This window comes from Pseudomonas sp. PI1 (assembly GCF_000812405.1).
In the GTDB taxonomy this organism is placed as follows: Bacteria; Pseudomonadota; Gammaproteobacteria; order Pseudomonadales; family Pseudomonadaceae; genus Pseudomonas; species Pseudomonas citronellolis.
In genome coordinates this window covers 1-17,431 of sequence record NZ_JWMC01000097.1, presented here as the reverse complement: position 1 = coordinate 17,431, position 17,431 = coordinate 1, and the positions used below count along the sequence as shown (strand labels likewise).

At 66.9% G+C, this 17,431-nt stretch carries 15 protein-coding genes; 8 read left to right on the top strand and 7 right to left on the bottom strand.

What is annotated here, in order from left to right; all coding sequences use genetic code 11:
- Positions 1-61: 61 nt before the first annotated feature.
- From RN02_RS27950 to RN02_RS27940, 3 genes are all read right to left on the bottom strand, one after another.
- Complete coding sequence (locus tag RN02_RS27950; protein WP_043269908.1) at positions 62-778, bottom strand: carbonic anhydrase; 717 nt, start codon at positions 776-778, stop codon at positions 62-64.
- 247 nt (positions 779-1,025) lie between these two features.
- Positions 1,026-2,087 carry a PA0069 family radical SAM protein gene (locus RN02_RS27945; protein WP_043318484.1) on the bottom strand — a complete coding sequence of 354 codons (1,062 nt, stop codon included), beginning with the start codon at positions 2,085-2,087 and terminating at the stop codon, positions 1,026-1,028.
- A 348-nt stretch (positions 2,088-2,435) separates the two neighbouring features.
- Positions 2,436-4,007: an inorganic phosphate transporter gene (locus tag RN02_RS27940; RefSeq protein ID WP_052267911.1), complete on the bottom strand. Its 1,572-nt coding sequence runs from the start codon at positions 4,005-4,007 to the stop codon at positions 2,436-2,438.
- 319 nt (positions 4,008-4,326) lie between these two features.
- Between RN02_RS27940 and RN02_RS27935 the strand changes: the two genes are divergently transcribed.
- Positions 4,327-6,834, top strand: coding sequence for an EAL domain-containing protein (locus RN02_RS27935; RefSeq protein ID WP_043318480.1), 2,508 nt, complete (start codon positions 4,327-4,329; stop codon positions 6,832-6,834).
- A gap of 163 nt (positions 6,835-6,997) precedes the next feature.
- Here the strand turns inward: RN02_RS27935 and RN02_RS27930 are convergent, their stop codons facing one another.
- On the bottom strand, positions 6,998-7,264 hold the full coding sequence (locus tag RN02_RS27930; RefSeq protein ID WP_043269901.1) for a YheV family putative zinc ribbon protein: 267 nt from the start codon (positions 7,262-7,264) through the stop codon (positions 6,998-7,000).
- Positions 7,264-9,309, bottom strand: coding sequence for an oligopeptidase A (gene prlC, locus RN02_RS27925; protein WP_043318478.1), 2,046 nt, complete (start codon positions 9,307-9,309; stop codon positions 7,264-7,266). Before prlC ends, RN02_RS27930 begins: the two co-directional genes overlap by 1 nt.
- A gap of 78 nt (positions 9,310-9,387) precedes the next feature.
- Here prlC and RN02_RS27920 point away from each other — a divergent pair, with 78 nt between their 5' ends.
- The 7 genes from RN02_RS27920 to siaD all read left to right on the top strand — a co-directional run bounded on the left by RN02_RS27920 (position 9,388) and on the right by siaD (position 15,056).
- Entirely contained in the window at positions 9,388-9,930 is a 543-nt protein-coding gene (locus RN02_RS27920; RefSeq protein WP_043269897.1) for a gamma carbonic anhydrase family protein, read from the top strand.
- A gap of 114 nt (positions 9,931-10,044) precedes the next feature.
- On the top strand, positions 10,045-10,227 hold the full coding sequence (locus RN02_RS34795; protein WP_407733109.1) for a hypothetical protein: 183 nt from the start codon (positions 10,045-10,047) through the stop codon (positions 10,225-10,227).
- A gap of 211 nt (positions 10,228-10,438) precedes the next feature.
- Positions 10,439-11,089, top strand: a complete 651-nt coding sequence (locus RN02_RS27915; protein ID WP_009614777.1) for an HAD family hydrolase — start codon at positions 10,439-10,441, stop codon at positions 11,087-11,089.
- Between the two features lie 212 nt (positions 11,090-11,301).
- Positions 11,302-13,296 carry a biofilm regulation protein phosphatase SiaA gene (gene siaA, locus RN02_RS27910; protein WP_009614786.1) on the top strand — a complete coding sequence of 665 codons (1,995 nt, stop codon included), beginning with the start codon at positions 11,302-11,304 and terminating at the stop codon, positions 13,294-13,296.
- A gap of 9 nt (positions 13,297-13,305) precedes the next feature.
- Complete coding sequence (siaB, locus tag RN02_RS27905) at positions 13,306-13,848, top strand: biofilm regulation protein kinase SiaB (protein ID WP_009614787.1); 543 nt, start codon at positions 13,306-13,308, stop codon at positions 13,846-13,848.
- Positions 13,849-13,873: 25 nt separating this feature from the next.
- Positions 13,874-14,254, top strand: a complete 381-nt coding sequence (gene siaC / locus RN02_RS27900; protein ID WP_009614788.1) for a biofilm regulation phosphoprotein SiaC — start codon at positions 13,874-13,876, stop codon at positions 14,252-14,254.
- A 4-nt stretch (positions 14,255-14,258) separates the two neighbouring features.
- Positions 14,259-15,056 (top strand): biofilm regulation diguanylate cyclase SiaD, encoded by a 798-nt coding sequence (gene siaD, locus RN02_RS27895; protein WP_009614789.1) that lies wholly within the window; start codon positions 14,259-14,261, stop codon positions 15,054-15,056.
- 308 nt (positions 15,057-15,364) lie between these two features.
- Here the strand turns inward: siaD and RN02_RS27890 are convergent, their stop codons facing one another.
- Both RN02_RS27890 and RN02_RS27885 read right to left on the bottom strand, forming a co-directional pair.
- The gene (locus RN02_RS27890) at positions 15,365-16,468 is read right to left on the bottom strand and encodes a GlxA family transcriptional regulator (protein WP_009614790.1); all 1,104 of its coding nucleotides are present in this window, start codon (positions 16,466-16,468) and stop codon (positions 15,365-15,367) included.
- A 363-nt stretch (positions 16,469-16,831) separates the two neighbouring features.
- A partial coding sequence (locus RN02_RS27885) for an L-serine ammonia-lyase (RefSeq protein ID WP_043318476.1) occupies positions 16,832-17,431 on the bottom strand: 600 nt, incomplete at its 5' end.

The following is a 17,431-nucleotide window of genomic DNA, read 5'->3' as shown; positions in this document are numbered from 1 at the left end:
GTGTCAGGTCAGGAAGCGGGCACGGCTGTCGTTGTGGAGGTGGGCGCCGTGCCCGTGAGGGTCAGGATTGCGAGTAGCGCGGGCGCGGCGTCGCCATGGGCATCGGGCCTTCGCCGTCCAGCGGGCGGAAGTGGCCCACCTCGGCGTCGTAGGCCTTGATCTGGCTGGTCTCGATGTCATAGACCCAGCCGTGGATGAACAACTGCCCGCTGGCCAGGCGCGCGGCCACCGAGGGGTGGGTCTTCAGGTGGTCGAGCTGGGCCACCACGTTTTCCTCGGTGAGGATGTCCAGGGTGTCGTGGCTGGCGCAGCCGCAGTTCTGCTCGACCACCGTCTTGGCCACTTCGGCGTGGCGCAGCCAGGCCTTCACCGTGGGCATGCGCTCCAGCGTCTGCGGGTCGAGCACGGCCTTCATGGCGCCGCAGTCGGAATGCCCGCAGACGATGATGTGCTGCACGCCCAGGGCCATCACCGCGAACTCGATGGCGGTGGACACGCCGCCGTTCATCTGCCCGTAGGGCGGCACCACGTTGCCGACATTGCGGGTGACGAAGAGGTCGCCCGGCGAGCTCTGGGTGATCAGTTCGGGGACGATGCGCGAATCCGCGCAGGTGATGAACATGGCGCGCGGGTTCTGCGCATGGGCGAGCTTCTTGAACAGCGCTTCCTGTTGCGGGAAGACCTCCTGGCGGAACTGGCGGAAACCTTCGACGATGCGCCGCAGGGCCTCGTCGGCATTCTCCGTGATGTGCTCCTCACCGTGCGATTTGTCGTTCATTGCATGAGCCTCGAAGAGTGACGATGGATTTTTCCCATGCTTGCCGACGTTTCGCACATGGCGAAAAGACACAAACGTTGGGAAATGATGTTCGTGACCGTTTGGTCATCCTGTCGGCAACCCTAGACAAGGAAGATTAATCAAAAATTAAATAAACGCTCTATCTCGCACGTTACAGACATCTTTAAGGCAAGATCGCCGATGATGCCGACAAGCTATCATGGCCCGATGATGTGAATGCGCCGCCTCAGAACAGGCTCATCTGTGCCCGCGGAACCTGGAACAGCGAGCAGTCCAGCCCACCGTAGTCGCGGCGGTCCAGCCCCAGGCGGCGGGCGGCCAATTGGAAGCGCTTGGCCAGCAGTTCGGCGAACACGCCTTCCCCGCGCATGCGCGTGCCGAAGCGGCTGTCGTAGTCCTTGCCGCCGCGGCTCTGGCGGATCAGGCTCATCACGTGCTCGGCGCGGTCGGGGAAGTGCGCCTGCAGCCATTGCTGGAACAGCTCGGAAATCTCCAGCGGCAGGCGCAGCAGGATGTAGCCGGCCGAGCGCGCGCCGTTGTCGTGGGCGGCTTCCAGCAGGCGTTCCAGCTCCATGTCGTTGACCATCGGGATCATCGGCGCCAGCACCGCGCTGACCGGCACGCCGTGCTCGTGCAGGGTGCGCATGGCGCGCAGGCGCGCGCCGGGGCTGGCGGTGCGCGGCTCCATGATGCGCTTGAGCTCGTTGTCCAGGGTGGTGAGGCTGAAGGCCACGCTGACCAGGTTGAGGCTGGCCAGTTCGCCCAGCAGGTCGAGGTCGCGCAGGATCAGCGAACCCTTGGTGATGATGTGCAGCGGGTGGCGGAAGCGCAGCAGGATTTCCAGCGCCTGGCGCGTCAGGCGCTGCTCGCGCTCCAGCGGCTGGTAGGCGTCGGTATTGATGCCCAGGGCGATGGGCCGCGGCACGTAGCCGGGCTTGCTCAGCTCCGCCTCCAGGCGCTCGGCGAGGTTGGTCTTGGCGATCAGGCGCGTCTCGAAGTCGATGCCCGGCGACAGGTCCCAGTAGGCGTGGCTGGGCCGCGCGAAGCAGTAGATGCAGCCGTGCTCGCAGCCGCGGTAGGGGTTGATCGAGCGGTCGAAGCCGACGTCCGGCGACTGGTTGCGGCTGATCACCGTCTTCGCCTGCTCCATCCGCACCTCGGTGGCGCGGCAGGGCGGCGCCTCGTCCTGGTACCAGCCGTCGTCCTCGGCCTCGCTGCGGGTCGGCGCGAAGCGGTTGTGCGGATTGCTGGCGGTGCCGCGGCCACGCGGCGGCAGGGGAGAAGACATGGGTGGGCTCCAGAATTTACTGTATATAAATACAGTATTCCCATGCGAATGACAGCCCCCGCCGATGGATGGCTGGGCGTAGGGCGAATAACCGTTCGCGGTTATCCGCCGTTTGACCATGGCCCCAGGCCCCCTGCGGAGCCAAACCCGAAGCCCCGCCTCAAGGCGCTCCGAACCCGACATCGGGTTGGGCAACGGCGTACAACCGCGAACGGTTGTGCGCCCTACGAATGGTGATGGGTATCGCTTCGCTCAACCCATCCTACGAGGGTGTTTCTCCCGCATCCCGTAGGAGCGGATTCATCCGCGATGCCGCCGGCAGGGCCGGCGCTCATGCCATCGCCGACCTCAGATCAACGCCCGCAACGACCAGTACAGCAGCGCCGCCAGGCAGATCGCCGCCGGCAGCGTCAGCACCCAGGCCAGCAGCATGTTGCGGATGGTCTGCCATTGCAGGCCGCTGCCGTTGGCGGTCATGGTCCCGGCGACGCCGGAGGACAGCACCTGAGTGGTGGACACCGGCAGGCCGTAGATGTCCGCCGCGCCTATGGTGAGCATCGCGGTGAGCTGCGCGCTGGCGCCCTGGGCGTAGGTCAGCGGCTGCTTGCCGATGCCCTCGCCGACGGTGGTGACGATGCGCCGCCAGCCCACCAGGGTGCCCAGGCCGAGGGCCAGGGCCACCGCCACCTTGACCCACGGCGGGATGAACTGGACGGTGTCCAGGCTGCGGTCGCGCAGGGCCTGCAGGGTGCTCCAGGTGTCGACGTCGAAGACCTGCTCGGTGCGGTCGAGCTGGCGGATGGTCTCCACGCTCAGGTACAGCTCGTTGTGCAGCGCCAGCACCTCGTCGTCGGGCAGCCCGCTCAGGTCGTCGTGGCCGCGCAGGCGCGCGCCTATGTTGTGCAGTTGCGCGGCCAGCGCCGGCAGCACCTCGGGGGTCAGGCGCTGCTCGCTCTGGTAGTCCAGCAGCACCCGGCGCGGGGCCGTGGGGATGTCTTCCGGGGCCAGCCGGCGCAGCTGCAGTTCGGCCCGGTGCGCCAGTTCGCGCAGTTGCTGCACCTGGGCCGGTGCCTGGCCGCGGTCGACGGCGAAGCTCAGCGGCATCAGCGCGGCGAGGATCAGCATGATCAGGCCGATGCCCTTCTGCCCGTCGTTGGAGCCATGGGCGAAGGACACCCCGGTGCAGGTCAGCACCAGCAGCGCGCGGATGCCCAGCGGCGGCGGCTGGCGCCCCTGGGGCGCGCTGAACAGCGTCTTGCGCCGCGCCACCGCGCGCATGCCCAGCAGTAGCAGGCCGGCGCCGAGGAAGCCCAGCAGCGGCGACAGCAGCAGGGCGTAGCCGACCTTCTGCAACTGCTCCCAGGCGCTGCCGTCGATGCCCAGTTCGCCGCTCAGCACGCCGTGGGCCAGGCTCACGCCGACGATGGAGCCGATCAGGGTGTGCGACGACGACACCGGCAGGCCCAGCCACCAGGTGCCGAGGTTCCACAGGATGGAGGCGCCGAGCAGGGCGAAGATCATCGCCAGGCCGGCGGCGCTGTCCACCCGCAGCAGCAGGTCCAGCGGCAGCAGGGTGACGATGCCGAAGGCCACCGCGCCACTGGAGAAGAGCACGCCGAGCAGGTTCCACAGCCCCGACCAGCCCACCGCCAGCTGCGGCGGCAGGGCGTTGGTGTAGATCACCGTGGCCACCGCGTTGGCGGTGTCGTGGAAGCCGTTGATGAACTCGAAGCCCAGGGCGATCAGCAGCGCCAGGGCCAGCACCAGCAGGGTGCCGCTGGGGCGCAGCTGGCCGCCCTGGGCGAGGATGTCCAGGGCCAGGTTGCCGAAGGTGTAGACCAGGCCGCCGCCGAGCAGGAGGAAGAACAGCACTTGCCCGGTGGGCGTGGCCACTTCCTGCAGCACCGGGTTCACCGGCATGCGCGAGACGCGCGTGGCGCGCAGGGACTGGAGCAGGTGGTAACGGTCAAGCACGTCCGTTGTGCTCCCTGTCGGGGACTGTGGTGTCGGGGGCGGGGCGAGGGGGCACTGGCGGCTCCTTCCTGCAAATGCCTAATAGCCTAGTCCGCCGGGCGGCGCTGCGGTTCTCCAATGTTTCCGAGATAGGCGCCCCAGGCGATATGTCAAATGGCTATTATCCGTGCCGGTCTTTCAACCACTACGCTTTCCTGGTGGGCCACCCGAGGGCACTGTCATGCAGGAAGAAAGCCCAAGTGCGTTTCCGAGATGGATGCCAGCAATGCCCTACGACCAGCTCCCGGATGTCTTCGCGCAGATTCTCGAACAGGCCATCGATGGCGTGGTGGTGCTGGACGAGCACAACCGCGTGCTGCTGTTCAACGCCGCCGCGGAGCGCCTGTGGGGCTATTCCCGCGAGGCGGTGCTGGGCCAGGACGTCGGCCTGCTGCTGCCCCGGGAGGTGCGTCCGCGTCTGGACGCCAGCCTGGACACCGAGGGCATAGTCGGCAGCCGTAGCGAGGTGCCGATGCGCTGCCGCGACGGCAGCCGGCTGTGGGGCTCGATGTCGATCTCGCACATCGAGTTCGACGGCAAGCGCCTGCTCGCCGCCTTCGTCAAGGACTGCACCCTGCAGCGCCGCCAGCGCGAGCAGATGGACGTGCTGTCGCTGGCCGCCAACGAGACCGACAACGCAGTCATCGTCACCGGCCGCGAGGGGCGCATCCTCTACGTCAATGCCGGCTTCAGCCGCATGTTCGGCTGGAACGCCGAGCAGGCCCAGGGGCGCTACCCCTCGGAGCTGCTGCAGGTGCCCCAGGCCAGCGTGCGGCGCTGGCGCCAGGCCGGCGCCGGGCTGTTCCGCAGCGAAGAGCTGGTGCGCGACCTGATCGGCCGGCCGCTGTGGTGCTCGGTGGTGGCCAACCCCATCCTCGACGCCCGCGGCCAGCCGGTGAACTCGGTGATGCTGCTCACCGACATCACCCACACCAAGCTGCACGAAGTGCTGCAGAACAAGGTGCTCGACGCCCTGGTGCGCGAGCGCCCGCTGGTGGACGTGATGGACCTGGTGTGCCGCGAGGTGGAGCGCATCGCCCCGGAGGTCAAGGCCTCGATCCTGCGCGTGGACGCCCAGGGGCGCATGCACCCGCTGGCCGCGCCGAGCCTGCCGGAGGCCTTCTCGCAGTCCATCGAGGGCGCGCGCATGGGCCCCCATGCCGGCAGCTGCGGCACCGCGGCCTACCGGGGCAAGGCGGTGATGGTCAGCGACATCGCCAGCGACCCGTTGTGGGACGACTATCGCCAACTGGCGCTACCCCTGGGCCTGAAGGCCTGCTGGTCGAGCCCGATCAAGAACAGCGAGGGCCGCGTCATCGGCACCTTCGCCTTCTACTACGAGCAGTGCCGCGGCCCGGACGAGCTGCACCTGCGCCTGGTGGACGTCAGCCTGCCGCTGTGCGCCCTGGCCCTGGAGCGCGAGGAAGCCCGCGCGCACATCCGCCAACTGGCCTTCTACGACACCCTCACGGGCCTGCCCAACCGCAGCCTGCTGCTGGCCGAGGCCGAGCAGGCGATGACGCGCATCGAGAACGACGAGGCGGAAATGGCGGTGCTGTTCATCGACCTGGACCGTTTCAAGCAGATCAACGATTCCCTCGGCCACCCGGCCGGCGACGAGCTGCTGCGCCTGGTGGCGGCGCGCCTGCAGGAGGTGGTGCGCGAGCAGGGCCTGGTGGGGCGCCTGTCGGGCGACGAGTTCGTGGTGGTGCTGCCGTACTGCGGCGGCCTGCTCGCCTCGCAGATCGCCGAGCGCATCCTCGCCCGCCTAGCCCTGGCGCACCGGGTGGGCGGCGTCAGCCTGATCACCCTGGCGAGCATCGGTATCAGCCTGTTCCCCAGCAACGGCCGGGACATGGAGACGCTGCTGCACCGCGCCGACATCGCCATGTACCAGGCGAAGAACGGCGGGCGCGGCAGCTACCGCTTCTTCAGCGAAGAGATGAACCAGCGCGCCCAGGAACGTCTGGCCCTGGAAAGCGCGCTGCGCGAGGCCGTGCAGCGCCAGGCGCTGAGCCTGCATTACCAGCCCCAGGTGCGCCTGGACGACGGCCGCGTGCACGCGGTGGAGGCCCTGGCCCGCTGGCGCCACCCGCAACTCGGCGCAGTGGCGCCGAACCGCTTCATCCCCCTGGCCGAGGAGTGCGGCATCATCGGCGAACTCAGCCAGTGGGTGCTGCGCGAGGCCTGCCGGCAACTGGCCGACTGGCGCCGGCGCAGCATCCACATCCCGGCGGTGGCGGTCAACCTGTCCCCCGCCGACTTCCGCGACCCCGACCTGCCGACCCGCCTGCAGGACCTGCTGCAGCGCAACGGCCTGGCCGGCACCGACCTGGTGGTGGAAATCACCGAAGGCATGCTGCTGGACAACCACCCGGCGACCCTCGACATCCTCCGCGCCGTGCATGGCTTGGGTGTACGCCTGTCGATGGACGACTTCGGCACCGGCTATTCCAGCCTCGGCTACCTGCACCGCCTGCCGATCAGCGAACTGAAACTCGACCGCAGCTTCGTCGCCGAGCTGAACGCCGGCGCGGCGGCGCAGGCGCTGACCGACGCGGTGATGAACATCGGCCGCAGCCTGGAACTGATGGTGGTCGCCGAAGGGGTGGAGGACGAGGCGCAACTGGAGCTGCTGCGCCGGCAGGGCTACCCGGTGGCCCAGGGCTACCTGTTCTCGCGGCCCTTACCGGCGGCGGCGCTGGAGGAGTGGTTGGTGAGGCGGGGCGCGTAGGAGCAACCGTCTTGCCGGCTGCGCCGAGGTGCTTTTCGTAGGATGGGTTGAGCTTGCGAAACCCATGCGGTGGCGGTGATGGGTATCGCTTCGCTCAACACCATCCTACGGGCCCTGGGGGAGAGGGCGCTCTAAACCCCCAGCACCAATCCCCCCAGCAACCTCAATCCTTCTTCTTCAGCTTCGGATTAGGGAAAAACTGCACCCCCTGCACCTTCGGATCAGCCGGCTTCTTCAACGCGCTGGCATTGACCCGCGTAGCCAACTCCTTCGGCACCGACTGCCCCTGGGCATTGAGCGTGTCGGCGTAGCCGCAGGCCACGCACTCGCGGTGCGGCACGCCGTCCTCGTCCCACATCAGGATCTTGTCCTGCTCGCTGCAGGCCGGGCATACCGCGCCGGCGATGAAGCGCTTCTTCACCTCGGCCATCACGCAGCCTCCCCGGTCAGGCCGGAATGGCGCAGCAGCGCGTCGATCGACGGCTCGCGGCCGCGGAAGGCGACGAACAGCGCCATCGGCTCCTGGGAGCCGCCCTTGGCCAGGATGGCCTCGCGGAAGGCGGCGCCGGTCTGCGGGTTGAACACGCCTTCTTCTTCGAAGCGCGAGAAGGCGTCGGCCGACAGCACTTCCGCCCACTTGTAGCTGTAGTAACCGGCCGCGTAGCCGCCGGCGAAGATGTGCGCGAAGCTGTTGGCGAAGCGGTTGTACGCCGGTGGGCGCATCACCGCCACCTCGTCGCGCACGCCGTTGAGCACGTCGAGCACGCTGCGGCCGTCGCCGTGGCTGGTGTGCAGTTCGAAGTCGAACAGCGAGAACTCCAGCTGGCGCACCATCATCAGGCCGGACTGGAAGTTCTTCGCCGCCAGCATCTTCTCCAGGATGTCCTGGGGCAGCGGCGCGCCGGTCTCGTAGTGGCCGGAGATCAGCGCCAGGCCCTCGGGCTCCCAGCACCAGTTCTCCATGAACTGGCTGGGCAGCTCCACCGCGTCCCAGGCCACGCCGTTGATGCCCGAGGCGCCGGCGTGCTCGACGCGGGTCAGCAGGTGGTGCAGGCCATGGCCGAATTCGTGGAACAGCGTGGTCACTTCGTCGTGGGTGAGCAGCGCCGGCTTGCCGTTCACCGCCGGGGTGAAGTTGCACACCAGGTAGGCGACCGGGGCGACCAACTGGCCGGCGGCGTCGCGGCGGCGGTCGCGGGCGCCGTCCATCCAGGCGCCGCCGCGCTTGTTGGCGCGGGCGTAGAGGTCGAAGTAGAAGCGCCCGACGTGCTGGCCGTTCTCCTCGATCTCGAACAAGCGCACGTCCGGGTGCCAGCGCTCGAAGTCATGCAGCTCGCGGATCTGGATGCCGTAGAGCTTCTGCACGATGGCGAACAGGCCGGACAGCACCTTGTCCACCGGGAAGTACGCACGCAGCGCTTCCTGCGACACGCTGTAGCGCGCCTCGCGCAGCTTCTCGCCGTAGTAGCCGGAGTCCCAGCTCTGCAACTGCGCGCAGCCCTGTTCGGCGGCATAGGCCTTGAGCTGGTCGAGGTCCTGCTGGGCGTAGGGCTTGCTGCGCACCGCGAGGTCGCGCAGGAAGTGCAGCACCTGCTCCGGGGATTCGGCCATCTTGGTCGCCAGCGACAGCGCCGAGAAGTTGGCGTAGCCCAGCAGGCGCGCCAGTTCCTGGCGCAGGTCGAGGATTTCCTGCATCACCGGGCCGTTGTCGTTCTGCCCGGCGTTGGGGCCCTGGTCGGAGGCGCGGGTGCAGTAGGCGGCGTAGACCTCTTCGCGCAGGGCGCGGTCGTCGGCGTAGGTCATCACCGCGAAATAGCTGGGGAACTCCAGGCTGATCAGCCAGCCGTCCAGGCCCTTGGCCTGCGCGGCCTGCTGCATCTGCGCCTTGGCCGAGTCGGTCAGGCCGGCCAGCGCCGCCTCGTCGGTGACGTGCTTGGTCCAGGCCTGGGTGGCGTCCAGCAACTGGTTGGAGAAGCGGCTGCCCAGCTCGGACAGGCGCGCCTGGATTTCCGCGTAGCGCTTCTGCTGCTCGGCCGGCAGGTCGATGCCCGACAGGCGGAAGTCGCGCAGGGCATGTTCCAGGATGGTCTTCTGCGCCACGTCGAAGTTCGCCGCGGCGGGGCTGGCGGCCAGGGCCTCGTAGGCCTTGAACAGCTCGCGGTTCTGGCCCAGCTCGGTCCAGTAGGCCGAGAGCAGCGGCAGGCAGCCTTCATAGGCCTCGCGCAGTTCGGCGCTGTTGCACACGGCGTTGAGGTGGCTCACCGGGCTCCAGGCCGCGCCCAGGCGCGCATGCAGTTCGTCCATGGCCAGCACCAGGCCGTCCCAGCTGGGGTTGGCGCCCTGTTCGGCGAGGATGCGCGCAATGCCGGCGCGGTTGTCGGCGAGGATCTGCTCGATGGCCGGCTTCACATGCTCGGGGCGGATGGCGGAGAAGGGCGGCAGGTCGTAGGACTGCAGAAGGGGATTCGCGCTCACGGTGGCAACCTTGGCTGAGGAAACACCCGGCCATCTTAAATACAATCGACGGCATCCGCAGCCTGAAGGAAAACTATCGTGGCCATACGTTCGTATCAGGGTAAAACGCCGCAACTCGGCGAACGCGTCTTCGTCGACCCCAGCGCCGTGCTCATCGGCGACATCGAAATCGGCGCCGACAGCTCGGTGTGGCCGCAGGTGACCATCCGCGGCGACATGCACCGCATCCGCATCGGCAACCGGACCAGCATCCAGGACGGCAGCGTGCTGCACATCACCCACGCCGGCCCCTACAACCCCGACGGCTTCCCGCTGACCATCGGCGACGAAGTGACCGTCGGCCACAAGGTCCTGCTGCACGGCTGCAGCGTTGGCAACCGCGTGCTGGTGGGCATGGGCTGCATCGTCATGGACGGCGCGGTGATAGAAGACGAAGTCATCCTCGGCGCCGGCAGCCTGGTGCCGCCGGGCAAGGTGCTGGAAAGCGGCTTCCTCTACGTCGGCAGCCCGGCGAAGAAGGCCCGCCCGCTGAGCGACAAGGAAAGGTCCTTCTTCGCCTATACGGCCGGCAACTACGTGAAGCTGAAGGACCAGCACATCGCCGAGGGCTATGCCGAATAAGGTAATAGGCCGCGCGGAGACGATTGGGCACCGGTCTGTTTGTACGGCAATGAGACGAGCAGGAATGCTCTTCCGAGTGTCCAGTGCTTTTTAGCTGCCTACACGGCAGTGAAGATGGACACCGTCGACGGCATCCGCACTTACATTTTCTTAGCTGCCTACGCGGCAGTGAAGGACGAGTACGGCATGACGCGCCAGAACGTGAATTTCTTAGCTGCCTACACGGCAGTGAAGGATGACCTGGGCGCGGTCTGTCATGTCCTTGATTTCTTAGCTGCCTACACGGCAGTGAAGTAGAGATATTACTCCTCAACCCCCTGACTTCCCACGAGAAAGCACCCTATACACACGCATAACCCTTTTTTCAGGGGCCTCTCCAAGCCATTGATTTTCATGGGACTCGCAAGAGGCTCCAGAAAAAGGGTAGGAAGTCATTGCATGGGCGTTTGGTAGGTACGGAGGCCAGTTGTATGCTTCCGGTTCGATTCTTCCTGCCGCAGCTTCGCCCATGCACTACCAGAACATCCTCTTCGACCTCGACGGCACCCTCACCGACCCGCGCGAGGGCATCACCCGTTCGATCCAGTATGCCCTGGCGCAGCTGGGCATCGACGAGCCGGACCTGCGCCGGCTCGAGCACTTCATCGGCCCGCCGCTGCTGCAGTGCTTCATGAGCACCTATGGCTTCGACGAGGCGCGGGCCTGGGAGGCGGTGAACCATTACCGGGTGCGTTTCAAGGACACCGGGTTGTACGAGAACCGGGTGTTCGACGGCGTCGGCGAGTTGCTGGCGCTGCTCGGCGGCCAGGGCCGCACGCTGTTCATCGCCACCAGCAAGCCCACCGTGTTCGCCGCCGAGATCGCCCGGCACTTCGATTTCGCCCGGCATTTCAAGGTGATCTACGGCAGCGAGCTGGACGGCACCCGCACCAACAAGGTGGAGCTGATCGAGCACCTGCTGCGCCTCGAAGGCCTGGACCCGGCGCAGACGCTGATGATCGGCGACCGCAAGCACGACCTGATCGGCGCGCACCGCAACGGCCTGAGCGCCGCCGGCGTCGGCTACGGCTTCGGCAGCCGCGAGGAGCTGCTGGCCGAAAGCCCGGCGCACTACTTCGCCAACCTGGGCGAACTGCACGCAGCCTTCGCCGCCGGCTGAGGCGCAAGACCCCGGGAGGACCGCCTCCCCGCGCTGCAACGGGGCGCCGTGGCGGCGGGGGAAATCGCGTCTAGAATGAGTCAGTCGGATGACGTCAAAAATATGGCAAATAGCCATTAATTTGCATTGCCTGGGGAAAGGCTCGCCTGCACAATTGCGCTTTCGCCAAAAGAACGACACTGACTCGGCGAACGGGATTTCTGGGGACAGCCATGGCGGCACGATGGGGATTGCGCGGCAAATCGGTGGTAGCGCTGTTACTGGCCTGCGTTCTGGCGTTGGTTCCCGCGGTGCTGCTCGGCTGGAAGGCGATGGAGGACATCCGTACGCACTTCGGCCTGGCCTATGCGAAGAACTTCACCCTGCTCAACCAGCAGAAGATCCTCGCCCCGGTGATCCGCGAGCTGTCGCTGTCGCGGCGCCTGGCCGAGTCGGTGGTGACCCAGGACTGGCTGCTGGACGAGAGCAGTTCCGAGCGGCGCACGCGCTTTTTCCGTGAAGCCGACGGTTACCGTGGCGACCAGGGCGAGTATTCCTACTTCGTCATCGTCGACTCCTCGCTGCACTACTACTTCAACGACTCCACCTCGCCGCTGTCCAACGCCCCGCGCTACACCCTCAGCCGCGACGACCCGCAGGACGCCTGGTACTTCGCGACCATGGCCAGCGACAGCCCCTACAACATCAACGTCAACTACGACGCCAAGTTGCGCGCCACCAAGGTCTGGTTCAACGTCCAGGTCATCGCCGGCAACCACAAGGTTGGCCTGGCCGGCGGCGGGCTGGACCTGACCGCCTTCCTCGACCAGTTCATCTCGCGCCGCGAGCCCGGGGTGACGCCGATGATCGTCGACGCCGACGGCGCCATCCAGGCGCACCCGGACCGCAAGCTGATCGCCCTGAGTTCCGGCGCCGGCACCGCCGGGAACGATGGCCACCGGGTCTTCGACCTGCTGGCCAGCGACGAGGAACGCAAGGGCCTGCGCCAGGTGCTGGACGACGCTCAGGCGCACCCGGGCGAGGTGCGCACCTTCTGGGCCACCCTCGACGGCAAGCGGCAGCTGCTGGCCACCGCGTACATTCCCGAGCTGCGCTGGCACGTGCTCAGCGCCGTCGACCTGCACGCCGCGCAGGTGCTCGACAGCCGCTGGATCTGGCCGCTGGCGGGCACCCTGCTGGGCCTGCTGGCGCTGCTGCTGATCGGCTTCGCCTACACCGTCGAGCTGCTGCTGCTCAAGCCGCTGCGCGGCCTGCGCCAGTCGGCCAAGGCGATTGCCGCCGGGCAGTACGACAACCCGCTGCCCAAGTCCCGCGGCGACGAGATCGGCGAGCTGTCCGACGCCTTCGCCAGCATGGCCAACCAGGTCCGCCGGCACACCGAGGACCTGGAGGACAAGGTACGCCAGCGCACCCAGGCCCTGGAGCAGGCCAACCGCGAGATGGCCGCGGCGCAGAAGAAGATCGGCGATTCCATCGACTACGCCAGCCTGATCCAGCGCGCCATCCTGCCCGACCGCCAGCTGCAGTCGTCCCTCGGCCAGCACCATTTCGTGCTGTGGAAGCCGCGCGACGTGGTCGGCGGCGACTTCTACATCTACCGCGAAGGCAGCGAGGACAGCCTGATCGGCGTGGTCGACTGCGCCGGCCACGGCGTGCCCGGCGCGCTCATGACCATGCTGGCGCTGGCCGCCATCGACCACGCCATCGACAGCGTGCAGAGTCACGACCCTGCATCGATCCTGCGCGAGACCGACCAGGTGATGCGCGGCATGATCGGCCAGGAGCGGGTGACCCAGGCCCTGGCCACCAACATGGATGCCGGTTTCGTGCGCGTCGACCACGGCCGCCGGCTGCTGCACTTCTCCGGGGCGAAGATCTCGCTGTTCGCCAGCAATGGTGACGAGGTTCGCGAATACAAGGGCGGCCGTCGCGCCATCGGCGACAAGCGCCAGGGAGAGTACGAGAATATCCAGCTGCCGCTGGAGCCGGGCTGGACCTTCTACCTGTGCACCGACGGCTTCCTCGACCAGGCCGGTGGCGAGCACGGCTTCGGTTTCGGCAACAGCCGCTTCGCCGAACTGCTGCGCCGTCATTCACGTCTGCCATTGGCCGAGCAGGCGCGGGTGTTTGCCGCTACCCTGGCGGACTATCAGGGCGAACGGCCGCAACGCGACGACATCACCATCCTGTCCTTCCGATTCGAGTAGGAGTACGCCATGGAGACACTAGACCTGTTGGCCATGCGTGAAAGCTACACCCGACAACGCATCCTGCTGTGCTTCAACGGCCCGATCTCGCGCAGCCTGATCGAAGAGATCGGCCACGCCCTGCGCAACTACATGCAGGCCGAGCAGGCGCACCCCAGCGAGGCCATGGACGTCTTCGCGGTCTACATCGAGATGACCCAGAACATCCGCCACTACGCCACCCAGCGCGGCTACGGCGACCAGGACGCCTCGGCCACCGTGGCCATCGCCCGCGACGACGACGGCCACTACGTGGTGTCCGCCGGCAACCTGGTGGAGCTGGCGGACGGCCGCGAGCTGGTGCGCAACATCGAGGCCATCGCCGGGCTCGACAAGGCCCAGCTCAAGGCGGCCTACAAGGAGCAGCTGCGCCGCCCGCGCGATTCCGGGGTCAGCAGCGGCGCCGGCCTGGGCCTGCTGGACATCGCCCGCAAGTCCAGCATGCCCTTGCAGACCTCCCTTACCGAACAACCCGATGGGCGCGCGTTCTTCAGTCTGCGCGCCGTGATCTGACCACGCGTTTCAGGAATACAAAGGTATGAGTGACCTTCACATCAGCGGCACCCAGTCCACCCCGTCGATCCACGGTGACTGGGAAGCCGGCGTCCTGGCCATGCAGGGCGACTCCTATCCCGAGAACTCCTACGAACTCTTCGGCCAGGTGATCGAATGGGTGGAACGCTTCCTCGCCGGGGAGCAGCGCCCGCTGGCACTGGACCTGCGTCTGCTATACCTCAATACCAGTTCGATCAAGGCGATGATGGATATCTTCGACCTGCTCGAGGAAGCCCACCGCAACGGTCGACAGACCCAGGTGAGCTGGCACTACGACCGCCGCAACGAGCGCGTCGCCGAACTGGCCGAGGAATTCCGCGAAGACTGTAGCTTCCCGTTCGTCATACAGCCCTACGACGAGTGATGCCATGAACAGCGAACGCGAGCTGGACCTGTTGATCGAGGAGCTGCTGGCCGACCCGCAGTATTTCGACCATCCGCTGCGCGAGGCGCTGTTCCTCAAGCACCAGCAGTCCCTCGACCAGCTCGCGCGCCTGGAGCGCATCGCGCGGATTTCCGACGGTTTCCAGTCGATGGCGCGGGCACAGAACTCGACGCTGTCCGAGCGCTACCACAAGCAGTTGCGCCAGCTGGAGAAGGTGGCGCGCATCTCCGACCGCTACCAGAACATGATGCGCGACCTCAACGTGGCGCTGCGCGAGGCTTCCACCCACGACCCGCTGACCGGCATCGGCAACCGCCGCCTGCTGATGGAGCGCCTGCGCGAGGAAAGCGAGCGCGCCCAGCGCAGCGGCAAGCCCTACGTGCTGGTGATCCTCGACATCGACCACTTCAAGCAGGTCAACGACACCTGGGGCCACGAGGTGGGCGACCGCGTGCTGGTGGAGATCGGCTGCACCATGCAGGCCGCGCTGCGCCAGTACGACCTGTGCGGGCGCTGGGGCGGCGAGGAGTTCCTCCTGCTGCTGCCGGAAACCGCCATGGCCGACGCCGACCAGGTGATCGACCGGGTACGCCAGGACATCCGCTCGCTGGCCGTGCGCGTGGGCACCGAGGCGCTGTCGGTGACCGCCAGCTTCGGCGTGGCCGAATACCGCCTGGGCGAGAGCTACTCGCAGACACTCAGCCGGGCCGATGCGGCGCTGCTGGAAGCCAAGCGCAGCGGGCGGGACAAGTGCGTGGCGAGTGCTGTGACGAGTGGTTGAGCTGACGGGTTTTCTGTAGGAGCGAGCTTGCTCGCGAACGGTGCTTGCCGGTCGCATGAGTGTCTCAGGTTACCTCCATTCCCTCTCCCCAGCCCTCTCCCTGAAGGGAGAGGGGGCTTGTCCGTGCCGAGAGAAGGCATGGCTTCGTCCTGATACCTACGGAGTTGTCGGCTAACGCCAGAACAACCGTTTCTGCCCAACGGTCCCCTCTCCCTTCAGGGAGAGGGTTAGGGAGAGGGGCGGAGCCAATCCCAGGTACCAAAGCGACAGGTGAACCCCCATCGCAATCACCCCACCGCAAAAAAACCTCAAACCCTCACACTGGCAAAGGTCGACTCCCCCTGTGCCTGGCTCAGCGCCGAGATCGCCGAGGAGTGCGGCATCAGCGCCAGGTCCTGGGGTATCGGCATGACCATCACCGGCTGGCCTATCGGCTGGCCCTGGCGTTCGTCGCGTGGCGGGATGCCGAAGTATTCGCGGTAGCACTTGGAGAAGTGCGGGGTGGAGACGAAGCCGCACACCGAGGCCACCTCGATGATCGACATCGAGGTCTGCTTGAGCAGCTGGCGCGCGCGGATCAGGCGCAGCTTCAGGTAATAGCGCGACGGCGAGCAATGCAGGTACTTCTGGAACAGCCGCTCCAGCTGGCGCCGCGAGACGTTGACGTAGACCGCCAGTTCGTCGAGGTCGATCGGCTCTTCCAGGTTGGCTTCCATCAGCGCGACTATTTCCTGCAGCTTCGGCTGGTTGGTGCCGAGCATGTGCTTGAGCGGCACGCGCTGGTGGTCCTGCTCGTTGCGGATGCGCTCGTAGATGAACATCTCGGAGATCGCCGCCGACAGTTCGCGGCCGTGCTCGCGGCCGATCAGGTGCAGCATCATGTCCATCGGCGCGGTGCCGCCGGAGGAGGTGTAGCGGTTGCGGTCGATGGAGAACAGGCGGGTGCTCATGGCCACCCGCGGGAAGGCTTCCTGCATCGCCGCCAGGCATTCCCAGTGCACGCTGCAGTCGTAACCGTCGAGCAGGCCGGCGCGGGCCAGCGCCCAGCTGCCGGTGCACACCGCGCCGAGGCGGCGGCCCAGGCGCGCCTGGGTCTGCAGGAAGCTCACGTGCTCGCGGGTGACGCTGCGCTGGATGCCCACGCCGCCGACCACGATCAGCGAATCCATCGGCGGGGCGCCGTCGGTGCTGGCGTCGGGGGTGATCTGCAGGCCGTCGCTGGCCCATACCTGGCGGCCGTCGAGGGTGAGGGTGTGCCAGCGGTACAGCTCCCTGCCGGAGAGCTGGTTGGCCATACGCAGCGGTTCCACCGCCGAGGCCAGGGAGATCAGGGTGAAGTTGTCCAGCAGCAGGAAGCCGATGGACTGCGGAGCTCGGTTTTGCGGGGGAACTCCGGGGTTGAAAGCATTCATGATGCTCGATCTCCTCACGCTAGTCACGGTTGCCCCTGAGGGGCTTTCTTATGCTTGTTTTCTGCCTGGGTGACCCGCAGGTCACCGTCGCTTCCAAGAGCAAGGCAAATGCCGTGCCTATGTTGATTGGGCGTTCAATAAAAAAGAAAAGCGCCTGGGAACGGCGCTTTTGGGAGCTTGGATGCGACCCCTGACATGTCGCAAACGCCTATGGGGCGTGGCCTCTGGGGCATTTGGTAGCACTCGGCCCGTGGCTGCCGAGTGCCAGCATTTTCCGAAAGTAACGCTTGTCAGACCTGTCCGATAACGACGCGACGCTGCGCCAAAAGGTGGCGTCGGGCGCGCGGAGTGAGCAAAAGAGGGTCAGCACTCGATGATGCTGACGGCCAGGCCGCCGCGGGAGGTTTCCTTGTACTTGTCGTGCATGTCGGCGCCGGTGTCGCGCATGGTGCGGATGGCCTGGTCGAGGCTGATGAAGTGCTGGCCGTCGCCACGCAGGGCCATCTGTGCGGCGTTGATGGCTTTCACTGCGGCGATGGCGTTGCGCTCGATGCAGGGCACCTGGACCAGGCCGCCGACCGGGTCGCAGGTCAGCCCGAGGTTGTGCTCCAGGCCGATCTCGGCGGCGTTCTCGACCTGTTCGGGCGTGGCGCCGAGCACTTCGGCCAGGCCGGCGGCGGCCATGGCGCAGGCCGAACCGACCTCGCCTTGGCAACCGACTTCGGCGCCGGAGATGGAGGCGTTCTTCTTGCACAGGATGCCCACCGCGGCGGCGGCGAGGAAGAAATCCACCACGTCCTGCTCGCTGGCATCGGGGTTGAAGCGCATGTAGTAGTGCAGCACCGCCGGGACGATGCCGGCCGCACCGTTGGTGGGCGCGGTGACCATGCGCCCGCCGGCGGCGTTCTCCTCGTTGACCGCCAGGGCGTAGAGGTTGACCCACTCCATGGCGCTGAGGGTGGA

What these genes read in the sequence shown, in the direction of transcription:
- RN02_RS27930 (WP_043269901.1), bottom strand. Translation starts at nt 7,264, where the DNA reads ATGGCCGAGGTGAAGAAGCGCTTCATCGCCGGCGCGGTATGCCCGGCC.
- RN02_RS27940 (WP_052267911.1), bottom strand. Translation starts at nt 4,007, where the DNA reads ATGCCGGTGAACCCGGTGCTGCAGGAAGTGGCCACGCCCACCGGGCAA.
- RN02_RS27935 (WP_043318480.1), top strand. Translation starts at nt 4,327, where the DNA reads ATGCCCTACGACCAGCTCCCGGATGTCTTCGCGCAGATTCTCGAACAG.
- RN02_RS27945 (WP_043318484.1), bottom strand. Translation starts at nt 2,087, where the DNA reads ATGTCTTCTCCCCTGCCGCCGCGTGGCCGCGGCACCGCCAGCAATCCG.
- siaD (WP_009614789.1), top strand. Translation starts at nt 14,259, where the DNA reads ATGAACAGCGAACGCGAGCTGGACCTGTTGATCGAGGAGCTGCTGGCC.
- siaB (WP_009614787.1), top strand. Translation starts at nt 13,306, where the DNA reads ATGGAGACACTAGACCTGTTGGCCATGCGTGAAAGCTACACCCGACAA.
- siaA (WP_009614786.1), top strand. Translation starts at nt 11,302, where the DNA reads ATGGCGGCACGATGGGGATTGCGCGGCAAATCGGTGGTAGCGCTGTTA.
- RN02_RS27915 (WP_009614777.1), top strand. Translation starts at nt 10,439, where the DNA reads ATGCACTACCAGAACATCCTCTTCGACCTCGACGGCACCCTCACCGAC.
- siaC (WP_009614788.1), top strand. Translation starts at nt 13,874, where the DNA reads ATGAGTGACCTTCACATCAGCGGCACCCAGTCCACCCCGTCGATCCAC.
- RN02_RS34795 (WP_407733109.1), top strand. Translation starts at nt 10,045, where the DNA reads ATGGACACCGTCGACGGCATCCGCACTTACATTTTCTTAGCTGCCTAC.
- RN02_RS27950 (WP_043269908.1), bottom strand. Translation starts at nt 778, where the DNA reads ATGAACGACAAATCGCACGGTGAGGAGCACATCACGGAGAATGCCGAC.
- RN02_RS27890 (WP_009614790.1), bottom strand. Translation starts at nt 16,468, where the DNA reads ATGAATGCTTTCAACCCCGGAGTTCCCCCGCAAAACCGAGCTCCGCAG.